The following is a 16,718-nucleotide window of genomic DNA, read 5'->3' as shown; positions in this document are numbered from 1 at the left end:
GGCTTCAGGCGACGGCAACGACGTCGAGGATGCGCTGTACCACACGGTCCTGGTCGATGCCGGCCGCTTCAGCCTCGAAGGACAGGATGATGCGGTGGCGCAGTACGTCGAACAGCACGGCCTGGATGTCTTCGGGGCTGACGAAGTCGCGCCCGGCCAGCCAGGCGTGGGCCCGGGCGCAGCGGTCCAGGGCGATGGAACCACGAGGGCTGGCGCCGTAGGCGATCCACTCGGCCATCTCCGGGTCGAACTTGGCCGGGGTGCGGGTGGCCATCACCAGCTGCACCAGGTATTCCTCCACCGCGTCGGCCATGTACAGGCCGAGGATTTCCTTGCGCGCGGCAAAGATCGCCTGCTGGCTGACCCGGCGCTCGGGCTTGGTCTCGCCGTTCAGCGCTTCGCCCCGGGCCTGCTGGAGGATCCGCCGCTCGACGGCGGCATCCGGGAAACCGATCTTGACGTGCATCAGGAAGCGGTCGAGCTGGGCTTCGGGCAGCGGGTAGGTGCCTTCCTGCTCGATGGGGTTCTGGGTCGCCATCACCAGGAACAGCGGCGACAGTTCATAGGTGCTGCGCCCGACGCTGACCTGGCGCTCGGCCATGGCTTCGAGCAGGGCCGACTGGACCTTGGCCGGGGCGCGGTTGATCTCGTCGGCCAGCACCAGGTTGTGGAAGATCGGGCCTTGCTGGAACACGAAGCTGCCGGTTTCCGGGCGATAGATCTCGGTGCCGGTGATGTCGGCGGGCAGCAGGTCGGGGGTGAACTGGATCCGATGGAATTGCGCTTCAATGCCTTCGGCCAACTCCTTGATGGCCTTGGTCTTGGCCAGCCCCGGAGCGCCCTCGACCAGCATGTGGCCGTCGGCGAGCAGGGCGATGAGCAAGCGCTCGATGAGTTTTTCCTGGCCGAGAATCTGCGTTGAAAGAAAGGTTCGCAGCGCCAAAAGCGCTTCACGATGTTCCATCGGTGACTGTTCCTGGAGAGGGTGCGCCCCGGGCGTTGAGGGAACGTCGGGGCTGGGGGCGATACTTTAATCCATAGCGGGGGTCGGCGACTAACGGGGAAAACCTGATTTGGCGAATTAGTCGAAAAAATCCGTGTTTTTTGCGCCCTTGCTCGGTGCCCCCTGTAGGAGCCGGCTTGCCGGCGAAGGGGCCGGCAGGGTTTGCGCCGGGGTCGAAGACGCCTTCGCTGGCAAGCCAGCTCCTACGGTGGGGCGCGGTGTTGCGGTTCTGGTAGGAGCCGGCTTGCCGGCGAAGGGGCCGGCAAGGTTTGCGCCGGGGCCGAAGACGCCTTCGCTGGCAAGCCAGCTCCTACGGTTGGGCGCGGTGCTGGGGTTCTGGTAGGAGCCGGCTTGCCGGCGAAGGGGCCGGCAGGGTTTGCGCCGGGGTCGAAGAGGCCTTCGCTGGCAAGCCAGCTCCTACGGTTGGGCGCGGTGCTGGGGTTCTGGTAGGAGCCGGCTTGCCGGCGAAGGGGCCGGCAAGGTTTGCGCCGGGGCCGAAGTCGCCTTCGCTGGCAAGCCAGCTCCTACGGTTGGGCGCGGTGTTGCGGTTCTGGTAGGAGCCGGCTTGCCGGCGAAGGGGCCGGCAAGGTTTGCGGCGGGGCCGAAGACGCCTTCGCTGGCAAGCCAGCTCCTACGGTTGGGCGCGGTGCTGGGGGTCTGGTAGGAGCCGGCTTGCCGGCGAAGGGGCCGGCAAGGTTTGCGGCGGGGCCGAAGACGCCTTCGCTGGCAAGCCAGCTCCTACGGTTGGGCGCGGTGCTGGGGGGCTGGTAGGAGCCGGCTTGCCGGCGAAGGGGCCGGCAGGGTTTGCGCCGGGGTCGAAGACGCCTTCGCTGGCAAGCCAGCTCCTACGGTTGGGCGCGGTGCTGGGGTTCTGGTAGGAGCCGGCTTGCCGGCGAAGAGGCCGGCAAGGTTTGCGGCGGGGCCGAAGACGCCTTCGCTGGCAAGCCAGCTCCTACGGTTGGGCGCGGTGTTGCGGTTCTGGTAGGAGCCGGCTTGCCGGCGAAGAGGCCGGCAGGGTTTGCGCCGGGGTCGAAGACGCCTTCGCTGGCAAGCCAGCTCCTACGGTTGGGCGCGGTGTTGCGGTTCTGGTAGGAGCCGGCTTGCCGGCGAAGGGGCCGGCAAGGTTTGCGGCGGGGCCGAAGACGCTTTCGCTGGCAAGCCAGCTCCTACGGTTGGGCGCGGTGCTGGGGGGCTGGTAGGAGCCGGCTTGCCGGCGAAGGGGCCGGCAAGGTTTGCGCCGGGGCCGAAGACGCCTTCGCTGGCAAGCCAGCTCCTACGGTTGGGCGCGGGGTTGCGGTTCTGGTAGGAGCCGGCTTGCCGGCGAAGGGGCCGGCAGGGTTTGCGCCGAGGCCGAAGACGCTTTCGCTGGCAAGCCAGCTCCTACGGTTGGGCGCGGTGTTGCGGTTCTGGTAGGAGCCGGCTTGCCGGCGAAGGGGCCGGCAGGGTTTGCGGCGGGGCCGAAGACGCCTTCGCTGGCAAGCCAGCTCCTACGGTTGGGCGCGGTGCTGGGGGTCTGGTAGGAGCCGGCTTGCCGGCGAAGGGGCCGGCAGGGTTTGCGCCGGGGTCGAAGACGCCTTCGCTGGCAAGCCAGCTCCTACCGGGAAGGGCGCTGTCGCTCAGGACAGCTGGCTGATGTAGGTGCCGGTGCCCTTGAGGATGTTCTGCAGGGTTTCCTCCACTTCGGCCAGGTCCGAGGCGGCGGTGCTGTGGCGGATCTCCAGGTGGTCGGCGCCGTTCAGGGCGTCGGCGTCGGCCGCGGCGATTTCGATCAGCAGAGTGGTGGGGCTCAGGGTCACCTTGACGCCATCGAGGGTCGAGGGCTCGCCGTCGAGGGTGATCTCCAGTTCGTCTTCGTCCGGGTAGCGGCTCATCAGGAACATCTCGCCCTGGGTGCTGTGGCAGCAGAGCATGGCCATGTTGTCTTCTTCGTCGTCGCAGGGGTTGGCGATCAGGTGGGCGGTGGTCATGTGCATGGGGGCATTCCTGAGAGAGTGGCCGGGCGGGCAGAAAGGAAACAATTCTGCCAGTCCGATGGAATTTCTGCTGGCTTGTCTGTCAGAGAACAGGTCGTGAACACAATCGCTGCGGCAGTCACTTTTGGTACGCAAGTACCGTGAATCCGGGGAAAAAACCCGGTTTTTTCACCGCGGCTGCTAGTGTTGCTCAAAGCGTGAGCGTTCTGCTGCGTGCCGTTGACCGAATATGTCGCAGCATCGCAAGCAGCTGTCACATCGCACTCGTTAAGCTGCGCAGCGGACAATTTGTTCTTAGTGCAATAGGTTGCGTCTGATTTGTGATGGTCACCTGTAAAGGCATTGCGCTCGGTTTCCCGGCAAGCGTCAGTCGTTTTTGCAGATGCCCATCCCCGGAAGGTGAATGTGACCTGTGCGTCTCGTCCAGCTTCACCCACCTGTCATCCTGCTACCTCTGCCCGAGACCAGGAGCAGGATGCAGCACCGCCCCGCGAGGGGTTTGCACGCGACGCTTCCATCAATAACAAGCCCAAGCGGAGTACCACAGATGGCGTTCTTCACCGCAGCCAGCAAAGCCGACTTCCAGCACCAACTGCAAGCGGCACTGGCCCAGCACATCAGTGAACAGGCACTGCCACAAGTGGCGCTGTTCGCTGAACAATTCTTCGGCATCATTTCCCTGGACGAACTCACCCAGCGTCGCATGTCCGACCTGGCGGGCTGCACCCTTTCTGCCTGGCGCCTGCTTGAGCGCTTCGACCACGGGCAACCGCAGGTCCGCGTCTACAACCCCGATTACGAACGCCATGGCTGGCAGTCGACCCACACCGCGGTGGAAGTCCTGCACCACGACCTGCCGTTTTTGGTGGACTCGGTACGCACCGAGCTCAACCGTCGCGGCTACAGCATCCACACCCTGCAGACCACCGTGCTCAGCGTACGCCGTGGCAGCAAGGGCGAGCTGCTGGAAATCCTGCCCAAGGGCACCCAGGGCGAAGGCATCCAGCAAGAGTCGCTGATGTACCTGGAGATCGACCGTTGCGCCAACACCGCCGAACTCAGCGTGCTGGGCAAGGAGCTGGAGCAGGTACTGGGCGAAGTTCGGGTCGCCGTGGCCGACTTCGAGCCGATGAAGGCCAAGGTCCAGGAGCTGATCCAGAGCATCGACAACAGCCAGTTCCCCATCGCTGCCGAAGAAAAGACCGAGATCAAGAGCTTCCTCGAATGGCTGGTGGGCAACCACTTCACCTTCCTCGGTTATGAAGAATTCGTGGTCGGCGTCGACCAGGATGGCGGGCATATCGAATATGACCCGAACTCCTTCCTCGGCCTGGCCAAGCTGCTGCGCGCCGGCCTGACCAGCGATGACCTGCGCATCGAAGACTACGCCGTCAACTACCTGCGCGAACCGACGCCGCTGTCCTTCGCCAAGGCCGCACACCCGAGCCGCGTGCACCGTCCGGCCTACCCGGATTTCGTCTCGATCCGCCAGATCGATGCCGACGGCAAGGTCATCAAGGAATGCCGCTTCATGGGCCTGTACACCTCGTCGGTGTACGGCGAGAGCGTGCGGGTGATCCCTTACATCCGCCGCAAGGTCGAAGCCATCGAGCAGCGCTCGGGCTTCCAGGCCAAGGCGCACCTGGGCAAGGAACTGGCCCAGGTCCTGGAGGTACTGCCTCGCGACGATCTGTTCCAGACCCCGGTGGACGAGCTGTTCAGCACCGTGATGTCCATCGTGCAGATCCAGGAACGCAACAAGATCCGCGTGTTCCTGCGCAAGGACCCCTACGGCCGCTTCTGCTACTGCCTGGCCTACGTGCCGCGCGACATCTATTCCACCGAAGTGCGGCAGAAGATCCAGCAAGTGCTGATGGATCGCCTGCAAGCCACTGATTGCGAGTTCTGGACCTTCTTCTCCGAGTCGGTACTGGCCCGCGTACAACTGATTTTGCGGGTGGACCCCAAACAGCGCATCGACATCGACCCGCTGCTGCTGGAAAAGGAAGTGGTGCAGGCCTGCCGCAGCTGGCAGGACGACTACGCCAGCCTGGTGGTGGAAAGCTTCGGCGAAGCCCACGGCACCAACGTGCTGGCGGACTTCCCCAAAGGCTTCCCGGCCGGCTACCGCGAGCGCTTCGCTGCCCATTCGGCGGTGGTGGACATGCAGCACCTGCTGAGCCTCACCGAAGCCAACCCGCTGGTGATGAGCTTCTACCAGCCCCTGGGCCAGGTCTCCGGCCAGCGCGAGCTGCATTGCAAGCTGTACCACGCCGACACCCCGCTGGCCCTGTCCGACGTGCTGCCGATCCTGGAAAACCTCGGCCTGCGCGTGCTGGGCGAATTCCCGTACCGCCTGCGTCACAACAATGGCCGTGAGTTCTGGATCCACGACTTCGCCTTCACCGCCGCCGAAGGCCTGGACCTGGATATCCAGCAGCTCAACGACACGCTGCAGGACGCCTTCGTCCATATCGTACGCGGCGATGCCGAGAACGATGCCTTCAACCGCCTGGTGCTGACCGCCGGCCTGCCATGGCGCGACGTGGCGCTGCTGCGTGCCTACGCCCGCTACCTGAAGCAGATCCGCCTGGGCTTCGACCTGGGCTATATCGCCAGCACCCTGAACAACCACACCGACATCGCCCGCGAGTTGACCCGGTTGTTCAAGACCCGCTTCTACCTGGCGCGCAAGCTCACCAGCGACGACCTGGAAGACAAGCAGCAGCGTCTGGAGCAGGCGATCCTCACCGCCCTGGACGACGTCCAGGTGCTCAACGAAGACCGCATCCTGCGGCGCTACCTGGACCTGATCAAGGCCACCCTGCGCACCAACTTCTACCAGACCGACGCCAACGGCCAGAACAAGTCCTACTTCAGCTTCAAGTTCAACCCGCACCTGATCCCCGAGCTGCCCAAGCCGGTGCCCAAGTTCGAAATCTTCGTCTACTCGCCGCGTGTCGAAGGCGTGCACCTGCGCTTCGGCAACGTTGCCCGCGGCGGCCTGCGCTGGTCCGACCGTGAAGAAGACTTCCGCACCGAAGTCCTGGGCCTGGTCAAGGCCCAGCAAGTGAAGAACTCGGTGATCGTGCCGGTGGGCGCCAAGGGCGGCTTCCTGCCCCGTCGCCTGCCACTGGGCGGCAGCCGGGACGAGATCGCGGCCGAGGGCATCGCCTGCTACCGCATCTTCATCTCCGGCCTGCTGGACATCACCGACAACCTGAAGGACGGCGCCCTGGTGCCTCCGGCCAACGTGGTGCGCCACGACGGCGATGACCCCTACCTGGTGGTGGCGGCGGACAAGGGCACCGCGACCTTCTCCGACATCGCCAACGGCATTGCCATCGACTACGGCTTCTGGCTGGGCGACGCCTTCGCCTCCGGCGGTTCGGCCGGCTACGACCACAAGAAAATGGGCATCACCGCCAAGGGCGCGTGGGTCGGCGTGCAGCGCCACTTCCGCGAGCGCGGCATCAATGTGCAGGAAGACAGCATCACCGTGGTCGGTGTCGGCGACATGGCCGGCGACGTGTTCGGCAACGGCTTGCTGATGTCCGACAAGCTGCAACTGGTGGCCGCGTTCAACCACCTGCACATCTTCATCGACCCGAACCCGGATCCGGCCACCAGCTTCGTCGAGCGCAAGCGCCTGTTCGAATTGCCGCGTTCGGCCTGGAGTGACTACGACACCAGCATCATGTCCGAAGGCGGCGGCATCTTCTCGCGCAGCGCCAAGAGCATCGCCATCTCGCCGCAGATGAAAGAGCGCTTCGACATCCAGGCCGACAAGCTGACCCCGACCGAGCTGCTCAACGCCTTGCTCAAGGCGCCGGTGGACCTGTTGTGGAACGGCGGTATCGGCACCTACGTCAAGGCCAGCACCGAGAGCCACGCCGATGTCGGCGACAAGGCCAACGACGCCCTGCGGGTCAACGGCAACGAGCTGCGCTGCAAGGTGGTGGGCGAGGGCGGCAACCTGGGCATGACCCAGCTGGGTCGCGTGGAGTTCGGCCTCAATGGCGGCGGTTCCAACACCGACTTCATCGACAACGCCGGTGGCGTGGACTGCTCCGACCACGAAGTGAACATCAAGATCCTGCTCAACGAAGTGGTGCAGGCCGGTGACATGACCGACAAGCAGCGCAACCAACTGCTGGCCAGCATGACCGACGAAGTCGGTGGCCTGGTGTTGGGCAACAACTACAAGCAGACCCAGGCTTTGTCCCTGGCCGCGCGCCGTGCCTACGAGCGTGCCGCCGAGTACAAGCGCCTGATGAACGACCTGGAAGGCCGTGGCAAGCTGGACCGCGCCATCGAGTACCTGCCGACCGAGGAGCAGCTCACCGAGCGCGCCGCCACCGGCAAGGGCCTGACCCGTCCGGAACTGTCGGTGCTGATTTCCTACAGCAAGATCGACCTCAAGGAAGCCCTGCTCAAGTCCCTGGTACCGGATGACGACTACCTGACCCGTGACATGGAGACCGCGTTCCCGCCAAGCCTGGTGGCCAAGTTCTCCGAGGCCATGCGTCGCCATCGTCTCAAGCGCGAGATCGTCAGCACCCAGATCGCCAACGACCTGGTCAACCACATGGGCATCACCTTCGTGCAGCGCCTGAAGGAGTCCACCGGCATGAGCCCGGCGAACGTCGCCGGTGCCTATGTGATCGTGCGGGACATCTTCCACCTCCCGCACTGGTTCCGTCAGATCGAAGCCCTGGACCACCAGGTTTCGGCTGAAGTGCAACTGGCGTTGATGGACGAGCTGATGCGCCTGGGCCGTCGTGCCACCCGCTGGTTCCTGCGCAGCCGGCGCAACGAGCAGGATGCGGCGCGCGACGTTGCGCACTTCGGTCCGCACCTGGCGGCGCTGGGCCTGAAGCTCGACGAGCTGCTCGAAGGCCCGACCCGCGAGGGCTGGCAAGCCCGTTACACCGCCTATGTCGAAGCCGGTGTGCCGGAGTTGCTGGCGCGCATGGTTGCAGGCACTACCCACCTGTACACCCTGCTGCCGATCATCGAGGCCGCTGATGTGACCGGCCACGATGCGGCGGAAGTGGCCAAGGCCTACTTCGCCGTCGGCAGTGCCCTCGACCTGCCGTGGTACCTGCAGCAGATCAGCGATCTGCCGGTGGCCAACAACTGGCAGGCGGCGGCGCGCGAAGCCTTCCGCGATGACGTGGACTGGCAGCAGCGGGCGATCACCATCAAGGTCTTGCAGATGGCCGATGCGCCGGACGACATGGAGGCCCGCGTGGCTCTGTGGCTGGAGCAGAACGCGAGCATGGCCGATCGCTGGCGCGCCATGATGGTGGAAATCCGTGCCGCCAGCGGCACCGACTACGCCATGTATGCGGTGGCCAACCGCGAATTGCTGGACCTGGCCATGAGCGGTCAGTCGGTGCTGTAACGGCCTGACCCCGCCCAGAACCAAAAAAGCCCCGTATCGCAAGATACGGGGCTTTTTTATTGCCTGCCGGTTTGTGCCGGCAGGCGGGTGGCTTGGCTCAGTGGGCCGCCGAGGCGTCCTGCTCGACCACCATGTCCAGCACATAGACGCTGGCCGGTGCATCGGCGGGTGCATTCTTCCACTCGTACTGCTTGACCCGCAGCACATTGCGCACGCCGTCCTGGTGCTCGTAGCCCTCGATGGACTGGTACAGCGGGTGCCAGGTGTCCTGGGTCGGCAGTTGCAGGCCGGCGTCGTCGTAGCGGCGCTCACGCACTTGCAGGCACTGGAAGTTGGGGATCAGCGGGTGGCTGCACTTGACGGTCTTGGCCGCCACTTCCAGGAAGCGGGTCTGGCCCTGGCTGCCGTAGCGGGTTTGCGGGGTGGGCTGGCCTTCGAACGTGAGCAGGGTGCCGTCCTGGGTGGCCAGTTGCAGGGTCGGGGTCGACTGGTCGCCGCCGAAGGTGGTGCGCAGGTCGCCCTTGAGCAGGTTGGCGATTTGGGCGTCCAGGGCCATCAGGTTCGGCTCGCAGGCCATCAGGGTGGCGGCCAGTGGTTGTACCTTGAGCACGCCATTTTCATGCTGGAAGCCGCCGAACTGGCGGTTGCAGCCGCCGCTGATGCTCAGGTTCTGCCCGACGAAGGTCAGGCGCAGCTGGCGCTCGATGCCCTTGTCCAGGGCGGCGACGGGCTTGCCCGCCGCATCGCGGGCCGCCACCAGCTGCCAGTAGTAGGCGGACAGCGCAGGCTGGGCGCTGACGGAGGCAGTGCTGGCGGGCATGGAGGAAGATCCTTCAGGGGTGGTGGAAGCCGGGGTGCAGGCCTGGAGCAGGGCGGCACAGACGGATACGAGGAGGATGTTTTGCTTCATGGTTCGCTCTTTCAGCCTTGATGGAGTATGGCCTGCCGCATGGGGGCAGGCCCAGGCCGGTAACCTGTGGCGGTGAGGTCTTCGGGCCTGTGCTGCATGGGCCGCAAGCCGCCGCAGGGCGACCGCCGCCGTTACCGATTGCGATGTGACAGCACTGTGCCAGTTCGGTTTCATCGCCGGGGGGGACCGGGAGTGTTACCAAATCTTGCACGCTGGCGGCGAGCGCCGTTGCCTGCTTCCGGCCGGGCGCTGAGGGGCAGGTGTGGGTGCCGGCCTTACCAGAACCAGTAAGGCAGGAATTTGGGGTCGGGCTCGTTGGCCAGTTCCAGGTGATAGGTGATGGCATTGAAGAAGAACCCGTCCAGCAACAGGAAGGCCGCTACGCCGAATGCCAGGACGATGACCTCGTAATGCCGGTGTCCGGCGTATTGCCGGGTGATCCAATGGCGCACGCCGCTGAGCAGGGCGAAGCTTGCAAACACCCCGGCGAAGTTGGGCTGCAAGGGCTGGGCGGCAAAGCTGTTGTAGCCCAGCACCAGCAGCGCCAGGATCGCGCCGATGGCCGGCAGGTTCAGGCACAGGCGCAGCAGGCGTCTGCGGGTGGCGCTGAACAGGCCGTCGGGGTCGATGAAGATATAGGCCGCCAGCAGGGAAATGGCCGGGGTGATGGACAGCACGTAGCGCGCCTTCTTCGAGTTGGGAATGGTGAAGAACACAATCAGCACCACGAACCAGGCGCCCAGGTGCAGCAGCAGGCGCGGCGCCGACCGCGGCGGGGCACCGAGCCACTGGCGGCCGCTCCTGGCCATCACGCACAGGGCGTAGAACGCCGTGAAGCTGTAGGTGATCAGCCCCGCGCTGAAGTAGAAGTAGTAGCGCGGCGAGTGATCGCTGGCGATCCGGCCCAGGCCCTGCATCTCCAGCACTTGCTGCATGAAGGCGTCGCCGCCCTGCACGTGGGCGGCCCAGGCCAGCAGGGCGACCCCGGCGGCGAACAGCAGGCCGCTCACCAGCGAGAACCCGACCAGGGTGCGCCACTGCCGGCTCAGCAGGTAGTAGGTGCCGACCACCAGCGCCGGGCCGATCATGCCGATCGGGCCGCGCAGGGCAAAGCCCAGGATCAGGCCGAGGAACACCAGCGCCAGGCGTCCGCGCTGCTGCTTGAGATCGGCGGAGTAGGCCAGGTAGAAGCAGCACGCGGTGACCAGGGCCGGGTAGATGTCCAGGGCCAGGGAGTTGACGCTGTCCAGAAAGGCCCAGGTGAACAGTGCAAAGAGCACGCCGCAGACGCCCCATTTGCGCTCATGCAGGGCTCCCAGCTTGTAGATGAACACCAGCATCAGCGACGCGGCGATGCAGAAGGGCAGGCCCATCGACAGCACGGACAGCTGGCCGAAGGGCAGCGACGCCAGATAGACCAGCACCGTGTTGACAATGGTGTAGTCGGGGTAGGGCTGCAGATCGTCGGCGATGGGGAACAGAGTCATGCCGTGCTGCAGCATGTAGTCGGCAAAGTCGACGAAGCGCGTGGTGTAGTTGAGGACTGCCGGTTTGTACTGCAGCCCCATGAACAGCGTGAGGGCAATCAGGAAAATGCTCAGGCAGGGTCGTTGCAGGATCAATTTTTTATAGCTTTCCATGCTTCCAACATGCAAAAAAACGCTAATCATAGGGCGCCCGGCAGCCGAACGCCATCCACGCGCTGTGTTCGGGGCCATTGTCGGCTCCGGGTTTCAAGGCGCGGCAATCTAGCGCGATCAAGGTTAACGCCCGGTATACGGGCAGGGGCGTATCAAGGGGAGGGGCGGCGCAGTACGCGATTGGCCACGGGGCGACCGCCGCCTGGTGCTTGCGCCGCGGTCCAGACGGGCCCTGGAACGGGCCCGGAGGCGGCTAGCGGCCTGGCAATTGGCCGCTTGCGGCGCCGTTCAGGGCCGCTGCGGCTTGACCGAGGTGCCGAAGGTGTTGCCCATGCGCACGCCGGTGGCCGCCGGCGTCGAGAGCCCGACCTGATTCGGTGGGCGCTTGTTCACCGGGTCTTCCAGGGCCTGCTGGTTGGCCTGGGCTGCCTTCACCGCGTCAGGATTGTTGCCCATCTGTTTGCTCAGGCAGTTGTAGTCGGGGGCCTTGTAGCCGCCGACGCTGACCTCCACGCAACCCTCGCTGGCTTCTTCGGCATGCAGCGTCCAGGGCAGGGCGCTGAGCAGCCACAGGGCTGCGGCGTATCGGCTTAATCGTTTCATCCTGGCCTCCTGGCTGGCCCGGGGAATCGGGCTTCGATGCTGGCCGAGTGTAGTGCAAAGCCCGGGCTGAAAAAGTGATGGTTTTTTTGCCGTGGCCGTAACACCAGATTCATAAACTGGCCTCAGGATGACGCTTTTCAGGGATTGGACCGCAGTGCAGCGACGCAGAGCGCAGGTCGGGCGATGGACTTCATTGCACGGGGGCTTGGCGACCTGTGTGGTGGCGCTCGGGCTGCTGCTGTGGATGCCGGCGGGCAGGGCCCAGGGGCCCGCCGGAGGGCCGCCGCGGGTGGATTCACAGGCCCTGCTGGCACTGGAGATACCGGCGCAGAACCTGGCGGATGCTTTGGAGCTGTTCAGCCGCGCCACCGGGATGGCGGTGCTGGTGGACCGGGAGCTGACCCGGGGCCGGCGTTCGGTGGGGATCAACGGCCACTACAGCGCCCGGGAAGGCCTGAGCCGGTTGTTGGCCGGCAGTGGCCTGATGGCCCGTTATGCCCGCAGCGATGCGTTCACCCTGCAGGTGCCGCAGGCCACACAGCCGGCCGTGCAGCCCGGTGCTGCGGGCAGTCGTGCGGCGCGGCTCAACAGCAGCTACGCCAGCGCCCTGCAACGGGCGGTGGAACGCAGCCTGTGCGGCTCGGCGCTGACTCGGCCGGGAAGCTTTCGCGCCTTGCTGCAACTGTGGATCGGCGGCGACGGCGTGGTGCAACACAGCCGCCTGGTGAGTTCCACCGGCGACCTGCAACGGGATGAGGCGCTGGTGCAGCGCCTGGCCCAGACCCGGGTCGAGCGTCAGGCACCGAGCTCGTTGCGCCAGCCGCTGACCTTACTCTTGATACCGGACACGACAGGGAAACGCATGGACTGCAAGGAATGGGAAGGAGCTTCCGGGGTATGAAAAATACCGGACACAGTACGATGGTCAGGCTGTTCCTGACGTCCTACGAGGATTTTCGGGTGCGCTTGCGCAGGCGCCTGGGGTCCGAGGACCTGGCCAACGACGTCCTGCACGAAACCTACCTGCGGGTCGACCGCATGGAAGAGCCGCCGAACCTGGCGCAACCCAATGCCTACCTGTACCGCATGGCGCTGAACATCGCCGCCGACCGGCGCCAGTCCGATGCCCGCCTGCTCACCGGCGATGAGGTCGAGGAGCTGTTGCAGATCGCCGACGAAGCCCAGGACCCCTCGCGGGTGGTGGGTGGCCAGAAGGAAATCCAGACCCTGCTTAAGGCCCTCTACGAACTTCCGGCGCGGCGCCGCAAGATCTTCATTGCCGCGCGCCTGGAAGAGGCGCCGCACCTGGAAATTTCCCAGCGCTTCGGCATTTCCACACGGATGGTGGAGAAGGAACTCAAGGCCGCCCTCGGCCATTGCGCCCTGCGCCTGGAAAGAAAAGTCATTCAGCGGTTCGGTCCCGGGGCCGGAAAACCGTCCTAGACAAAGAGCCCTGATCAATCCGTGAGTACCTGCGCGCTTGAACATTTTTAGCATCTCCACACCCCAGGCCTCGGCGGACCAGCAGTTGCTGAACGAAGCCCGGGACTGGCTGGTTCTTCTGACGTCGGGGCGGGCCACCGCCGCCGATGCCCGGGCGCTGCGCCAATGGTGCGGGCAAAGCCCGCAGCACGCGGCCGCCTTCGAGCAGACCAAGGCCCTGTGGCATTGCCTGCAACCGGCCGCGGCGCTGCTGGAACAGCAAGCGCGGCCGCGGCATTTTGGCCGCCGGGCCTTTCTTGGCGGCGCGCTGGCGGCCTCGGCGGCGCTGTTCATGGTGCGGCTCACGGTGCCGGGCGGCTTTGCCGGATTGACCGCCGACTTTGCCACCGAAGTCGGCGAACAACGCCGGGTGGACCTGGCCGAGGGCGTGAGCCTGGAGCTCAACACCCAGACCCGCATCAGCCGGCGTGACCTGGGCGCGGGCGAGCAGGGCATCGAACTGCTGGAAGGCGAAGTGGAAGTCTTCAGCCAGCGTTTGCAGCCGCTCAAGGTCCAGGCCGGCGAGGGCTGGCTCAGCGCGCGCCAGGCGCGCTTCAACCTGCGCAACACCGACCACCAGGTGTGCGTCACCTGCATCGAGGGCCGCCTGCAAGTGGACGTGGCCGGGCGCAGCATTGGCCTGGACAGCGGTCGCCAGCTGACCTACGACCCGCACAGCATCGGCGAGCCCCAGGTGGTGGACATCCACAGCGTGATCGCCTGGCGCGAGCAGGTCCTGGTGTTCGACAACGCCAGCCTCAACACGGTGATCAGCGAGATCAACCGCTACCGCCCGGGGATGCTGGTGTTGCTCAATGCCGAACTGGGCAAGCGCAAGGTCCAGGCGCGTTTCAACCTCAACCAGCTGGCCGGCGTGGCCTTGCTGATCCGCGACGCCTACGGCGCCAAGTGCACCGAACTGCCCGGCGGCGTGGTGCTCCTGAGCTGATCCGCGAAACACCAACAGCCCCCTGTAGGAGCTGGCTTGCCAGCGAAGGGGCCGGCGCTATTTGCCGAATGCTCAGGGCCTGGCCGCTGCGCGGTTCGCCGGCAAGCCGGCTCCTACGGGGGAGGGTTATTGCAACGGCCCCAGCACTTGCCGGTAGCGCTCTTCGCCCTGGGGCGTCTGGCGCACCAGGCGGATCTCCAGGCCCTGGGGGCTGTCCTGGCGGTTGCCGCTGAGCTGGCGCCAGCCTTTGTCGACATCCCAGACCCGTACTTGCAGGTCGCTGACCCGGTTCAGCACCGCCACGCCGTCGCGCGGCGCCGGCAAAGGGTAGCGGTCGCGGGGCTCGGCCACGGCGCGGTACAGGGTGTCGCCCTTGAGCCACCAGCGCACCCGTTGCAGGCCTTCCCCCGGGGTGGCGGCGCTGCGTATCACCTCCAGGCGAAAGCCCTTGCTGTCGGAGCTGCGCACGCTCAGCGGGGCCGGGCTGTCGGGCTCGGCTTCTTCGCTGTCGCCCAGGGCCGGCTCGCGCAACTGGGTGCCAGCACGCAGGGCCACGTCACGTTCCAGCTGGTTGAGGGTGCGCAGCAGTTCTTCGGTCTGTTCGGTGCTGGCCTTGAGATGGCTGTCGGCCCGGGTGACGCTGTCCAGGCCGCGCCAGGCAATCAGGCTGACCACCGCCATCAGCATGATCGCCACCATCACTTCGATCAGGGTGAACCCCTGCTGCCGACGCTTCATGGCTGGGTCACCACCCGCAGCTGGCCGGCGGCGCTGCGTTCCAGGCTCAGGCTGTGCTGGCCGTCGGACAACACCAGGCGCAGCGGCGGGTTGATCCATTCGGCGTTCAATACCAGGCGCTGCCTGGGTTCGATGCGCACTTGCAGCGCTGGGGTTTCCCAGGCCCGGGGGCGCAGTTGGGGGTCGCCGCGCAAGTCATCGATGCCGCCTCCGGATTCGCTCTGGCGGCTGAAGGCAAAGCCCTTGGCCGTGGCTCGCCAGGTGATCGGCCGACCATCGGCGCGGGCTTCGGCCTGGGCCACTTGCAGCAGTTGCGCCAGGCGCTCGGCGTCCTTGCGCAGCAGTTGCAGCGGGTCGGGCTTGATGCTCAGGCCCACGGCCGCGCTGGCAATGCCGATGATCACCAGCACCACCATCAGCTCGATCAGGGTGAAGCCTTGTTGCTTGCCTGCCTGCATCGGATTGCACTCCTTGGCCCTCGGACCAGCCTGCCAGACGCAGATGATCGTCCGGTGAAATAAAACCGTGAGAATTGAGCGGTAGGCTGGGGGCACGGACAAACAGGAGGTCCCCCCGATGCTACGTGCCATGTCATTCGCCCCGCGCCTTGATGCCCCTCGACTGCTGCAGTACGCGGCCTTGCTGGCGGCCCTGGGCGGGGTCGCCACCTGGTCGTCGCTGCTGCTGACCCCGGCCGAATCCCAGACCCCGGCGGTGGCGCCCCAGGTGCTGGCCGCGCGTTCCGACAACCCGGCCCTGCAGTGGTTTGCCAACCAGCCGGCCCAGGTGCAGATCAAGGTGTCCGGGGTCATGGCCGGGGCCCGGGGCGCGGTGGCGATCCTGCACCTGAACGACGGCCCGCCGCGCAGCTTCCTGGCCGGGGAAACCCTGACCCAGGGGGTGCGCCTGGCTGCGATCGAGGCCGACGGCGTGCTGATCGAGCGCGGCGCCGAGCAGTCGCGGATCAAGGTCAGCAAGCTGCCGGACTCGCCGGACCTGCCGCGGTTGACCCGCTAAGCCTCACTGGCGTTGTACCTGCGGCCGGCTGACCAGGGTCTCCAGGCGCGCAAGCGGCGGCGCCTCGCGGCTGCGGTCGCTGACTTGCACCTGCACCCGCACCAGCCCCGGCGCATTGCCCGGGGCGATGCGGGTTTCGCAGCGCAGCTTGAGCCGGCCCTGGTCGCAGTCGAGGTTTTTCACGCCGCTGTTCAGGCGGCCTTCCAGGCGCACTTCGGCGACCCGGCTCTGGGCCGCCAGCAGGGCCAGGGACTTGTCCCGCAGCAGGCCATTACTCTGGGTCATCAGGCCCGCCACGCGCACCGCCGCAGCCATCGCCACGGCAATGATGGCCAAGGCCACCAGCACTTCGATCAGGGTGAAACCAGCTTGTTTGCGCAGGGCTTGCATGGGCCGCTCGAGACCGGGAAACAGCCTCGCAGACTAGCCTGCGGCCTTGACCGAATGGCGACCGAAACTCCCGAGGTTTTTCAATACCACTGACATATCTTCTTGCAACACTGCGCGACGAATCGAACTTACGCCAAGGAATGTCGAGATGGATATCGCGCCTGTAACATCCCCGCCCCGAGGCCTGCGCGGCCAGCGTGGCTTCACCCTGATCGAGATCATGGTGGTGGTGGTGATCCTCGGGATCCTGGCCGCCATGGTGGTGCCCAAGGTCCTGGATCGCCCGGACCAGGCACGGGCCACGGCGGCCAAGCAGGACATCGCCGGGCTCATGCAGGCCCTCAAGCTCTATCGCCTGGACCACGGCAGCTACCCGAGCATGAACCAGGGCCTGAAGGTGCTGGTGGAGCGCCCGGCCAATGCCAAGGACAGCAACTGGCGCTCCTACCTGGAACGTCTGCCCAATGACCCCTGGGGCCGCCCGTATCACTACCTCAACCCCGGTGCCAACGGCGAAGTGGATGTGTTTTCCCTCGGCGCCGATGGCCAGCCCGACGGCGACGGCGTGAATGCCGATATCGGCTCCTGGCAACTATAGGGCCGGTC

Annotated in this window: 14 protein-coding genes; 6 read left to right on the top strand and 8 right to left on the bottom strand. The window is 65.9% G+C overall.

Annotated elements, in window-relative coordinates; genetic code table 11:
• Window positions 1-4: 4 nt before the first annotated feature.
• Window positions 5-964, bottom strand: coding sequence for a MoxR family ATPase (locus KCG88_RS06785; protein ID WP_003218556.1), 960 nt, complete (start codon window positions 962-964; stop codon window positions 5-7).
• A gap of 1,655 nt (window positions 965-2,619) precedes the next feature.
• A complete protein-coding gene (locus tag KCG88_RS06780) occupies window positions 2,620-2,976 on the bottom strand; it encodes a hypothetical protein (protein WP_019094865.1) in 357 nt (118 codons plus the stop codon).
• A gap of 547 nt (window positions 2,977-3,523) precedes the next feature.
• Between KCG88_RS06780 and KCG88_RS06775 the strand changes: the two genes are divergently transcribed.
• Entirely contained in the window at window positions 3,524-8,383 is a 4,860-nt protein-coding gene (locus KCG88_RS06775; protein WP_047286287.1) for an NAD-glutamate dehydrogenase, read from the top strand.
• Window positions 8,384-8,480: 97 nt separating this feature from the next.
• On the opposite strand, the gene KCG88_RS06770 is transcribed toward KCG88_RS06775, so the two are convergent.
• The 3 genes from KCG88_RS06770 to KCG88_RS06760 all read right to left on the bottom strand — a co-directional run bounded on the left by KCG88_RS06770 (window position 8,481) and on the right by KCG88_RS06760 (window position 11,536).
• Entirely contained in the window at window positions 8,481-9,203 is a 723-nt protein-coding gene (locus KCG88_RS06770; RefSeq protein WP_246882563.1) for an META and DUF4377 domain-containing protein, read from the bottom strand.
• 365 nt (window positions 9,204-9,568) lie between these two features.
• Entirely contained in the window at window positions 9,569-10,933 is a 1,365-nt protein-coding gene (locus KCG88_RS06765) for a hypothetical protein (RefSeq protein WP_210712058.1), read from the bottom strand.
• Window positions 10,934-11,221: 288 nt separating this feature from the next.
• A complete protein-coding gene (locus tag KCG88_RS06760) occupies window positions 11,222-11,536 on the bottom strand; it encodes a hypothetical protein (RefSeq protein ID WP_210712057.1) in 315 nt (104 codons plus the stop codon).
• A gap of 244 nt (window positions 11,537-11,780) precedes the next feature.
• Here KCG88_RS06760 and KCG88_RS06755 point away from each other — a divergent pair, with 244 nt between their 5' ends.
• From KCG88_RS06755 to KCG88_RS06745, 3 genes are read left to right on the top strand one after another with little or no spacing between them, the layout of a single operon-like run.
• Window positions 11,781-12,437, top strand: a complete 657-nt coding sequence (locus KCG88_RS06755; protein WP_047336893.1) for an STN domain-containing protein — start codon at window positions 11,781-11,783, stop codon at window positions 12,435-12,437.
• Window positions 12,434-12,979, top strand: coding sequence for an RNA polymerase sigma factor (locus KCG88_RS06750; RefSeq protein ID WP_047286289.1), 546 nt, complete (start codon window positions 12,434-12,436; stop codon window positions 12,977-12,979). Before KCG88_RS06755 ends, KCG88_RS06750 begins: the two co-directional genes overlap by 4 nt.
• A 37-nt stretch (window positions 12,980-13,016) precedes the next feature.
• Window positions 13,017-13,967 (top strand): DUF4880 domain-containing protein, encoded by a 951-nt coding sequence (locus tag KCG88_RS06745; RefSeq protein ID WP_047286290.1) that lies wholly within the window; start codon window positions 13,017-13,019, stop codon window positions 13,965-13,967.
• 126 nt (window positions 13,968-14,093) lie between these two features.
• Here the strand turns inward: KCG88_RS06745 and gspJ are convergent, their stop codons facing one another.
• On the bottom strand, window positions 14,094-14,705 hold the full coding sequence (gene gspJ / locus KCG88_RS06740; RefSeq protein ID WP_210712056.1) for a type II secretion system minor pseudopilin GspJ: 612 nt from the start codon (window positions 14,703-14,705) through the stop codon (window positions 14,094-14,096).
• Window positions 14,702-15,163 (bottom strand): type II secretion system minor pseudopilin GspH, encoded by a 462-nt coding sequence (gene gspH / locus KCG88_RS06735; RefSeq protein WP_210712054.1) that lies wholly within the window; start codon window positions 15,161-15,163, stop codon window positions 14,702-14,704. Before gspH ends, gspJ begins: the two co-directional genes overlap by 4 nt.
• A gap of 118 nt (window positions 15,164-15,281) precedes the next feature.
• Between gspH and KCG88_RS06730 the strand changes: the two genes are divergently transcribed.
• Window positions 15,282-15,722: a type II secretion system protein N gene (locus KCG88_RS06730; RefSeq protein ID WP_246882562.1), complete on the top strand. Its 441-nt coding sequence runs from the start codon at window positions 15,282-15,284 to the stop codon at window positions 15,720-15,722.
• A 3-nt stretch (window positions 15,723-15,725) separates the two neighbouring features.
• Here the strand turns inward: KCG88_RS06730 and gspI are convergent, their stop codons facing one another.
• Window positions 15,726-16,112: a type II secretion system minor pseudopilin GspI gene (gspI, locus tag KCG88_RS06725; protein ID WP_047286294.1), complete on the bottom strand. Its 387-nt coding sequence runs from the start codon at window positions 16,110-16,112 to the stop codon at window positions 15,726-15,728.
• A gap of 148 nt (window positions 16,113-16,260) precedes the next feature.
• On the opposite strand from gspI, the gene gspG reads away from it, so the two are divergent.
• Window positions 16,261-16,710: a type II secretion system major pseudopilin GspG gene (gspG, locus tag KCG88_RS06720; protein ID WP_047286295.1), complete on the top strand. Its 450-nt coding sequence runs from the start codon at window positions 16,261-16,263 to the stop codon at window positions 16,708-16,710.
• The last annotated feature ends 8 nt before the right edge of the window (window positions 16,711-16,718 follow it).

The sequence above is a fragment of the Pseudomonas sp. MWU349 genome, assembly GCF_017947325.1.
Classification (GTDB): Bacteria; Pseudomonadota; Gammaproteobacteria; order Pseudomonadales; family Pseudomonadaceae; genus Aquipseudomonas; species Aquipseudomonas protegens.
Note: the sequence above shows the minus strand (reverse complement) of the source record. Positions and strands in the feature narration are given on the sequence as shown.

What these genes read in the sequence shown, in the direction of transcription:
- KCG88_RS06785 (WP_003218556.1), bottom strand. Translation starts at nt 964, where the DNA reads ATGGAACATCGTGAAGCGCTTTTGGCGCTGCGAACCTTTCTTTCAACG.
- KCG88_RS06780 (WP_019094865.1), bottom strand. Translation starts at nt 2,976, where the DNA reads ATGCACATGACCACCGCCCACCTGATCGCCAACCCCTGCGACGACGAA.
- KCG88_RS06775 (WP_047286287.1), top strand. Translation starts at nt 3,524, where the DNA reads ATGGCGTTCTTCACCGCAGCCAGCAAAGCCGACTTCCAGCACCAACTG.
- KCG88_RS06770 (WP_246882563.1), bottom strand. Translation starts at nt 9,203, where the DNA reads ATGCCCGCCAGCACTGCCTCCGTCAGCGCCCAGCCTGCGCTGTCCGCC.
- KCG88_RS06765 (WP_210712058.1), bottom strand. Translation starts at nt 10,933, where the DNA reads ATGGAAAGCTATAAAAAATTGATCCTGCAACGACCCTGCCTGAGCATT.
- KCG88_RS06760 (WP_210712057.1), bottom strand. Translation starts at nt 11,536, where the DNA reads ATGAAACGATTAAGCCGATACGCCGCAGCCCTGTGGCTGCTCAGCGCC.
- KCG88_RS06755 (WP_047336893.1), top strand. Translation starts at nt 11,781, where the DNA reads ATGCCGGCGGGCAGGGCCCAGGGGCCCGCCGGAGGGCCGCCGCGGGTG.
- KCG88_RS06750 (WP_047286289.1), top strand. Translation starts at nt 12,434, where the DNA reads ATGAAAAATACCGGACACAGTACGATGGTCAGGCTGTTCCTGACGTCC.
- gspJ (WP_210712056.1), bottom strand. Translation starts at nt 14,705, where the DNA reads ATGAAGCGTCGGCAGCAGGGGTTCACCCTGATCGAAGTGATGGTGGCG.
- gspH (WP_210712054.1), bottom strand. Translation starts at nt 15,163, where the DNA reads ATGCAGGCAGGCAAGCAACAAGGCTTCACCCTGATCGAGCTGATGGTG.
- KCG88_RS06730 (WP_246882562.1), top strand. Translation starts at nt 15,282, where the DNA reads ATGCTACGTGCCATGTCATTCGCCCCGCGCCTTGATGCCCCTCGACTG.
- gspI (WP_047286294.1), bottom strand. Translation starts at nt 16,112, where the DNA reads ATGCAAGCCCTGCGCAAACAAGCTGGTTTCACCCTGATCGAAGTGCTG.
- gspG (WP_047286295.1), top strand. Translation starts at nt 16,261, where the DNA reads ATGGATATCGCGCCTGTAACATCCCCGCCCCGAGGCCTGCGCGGCCAG.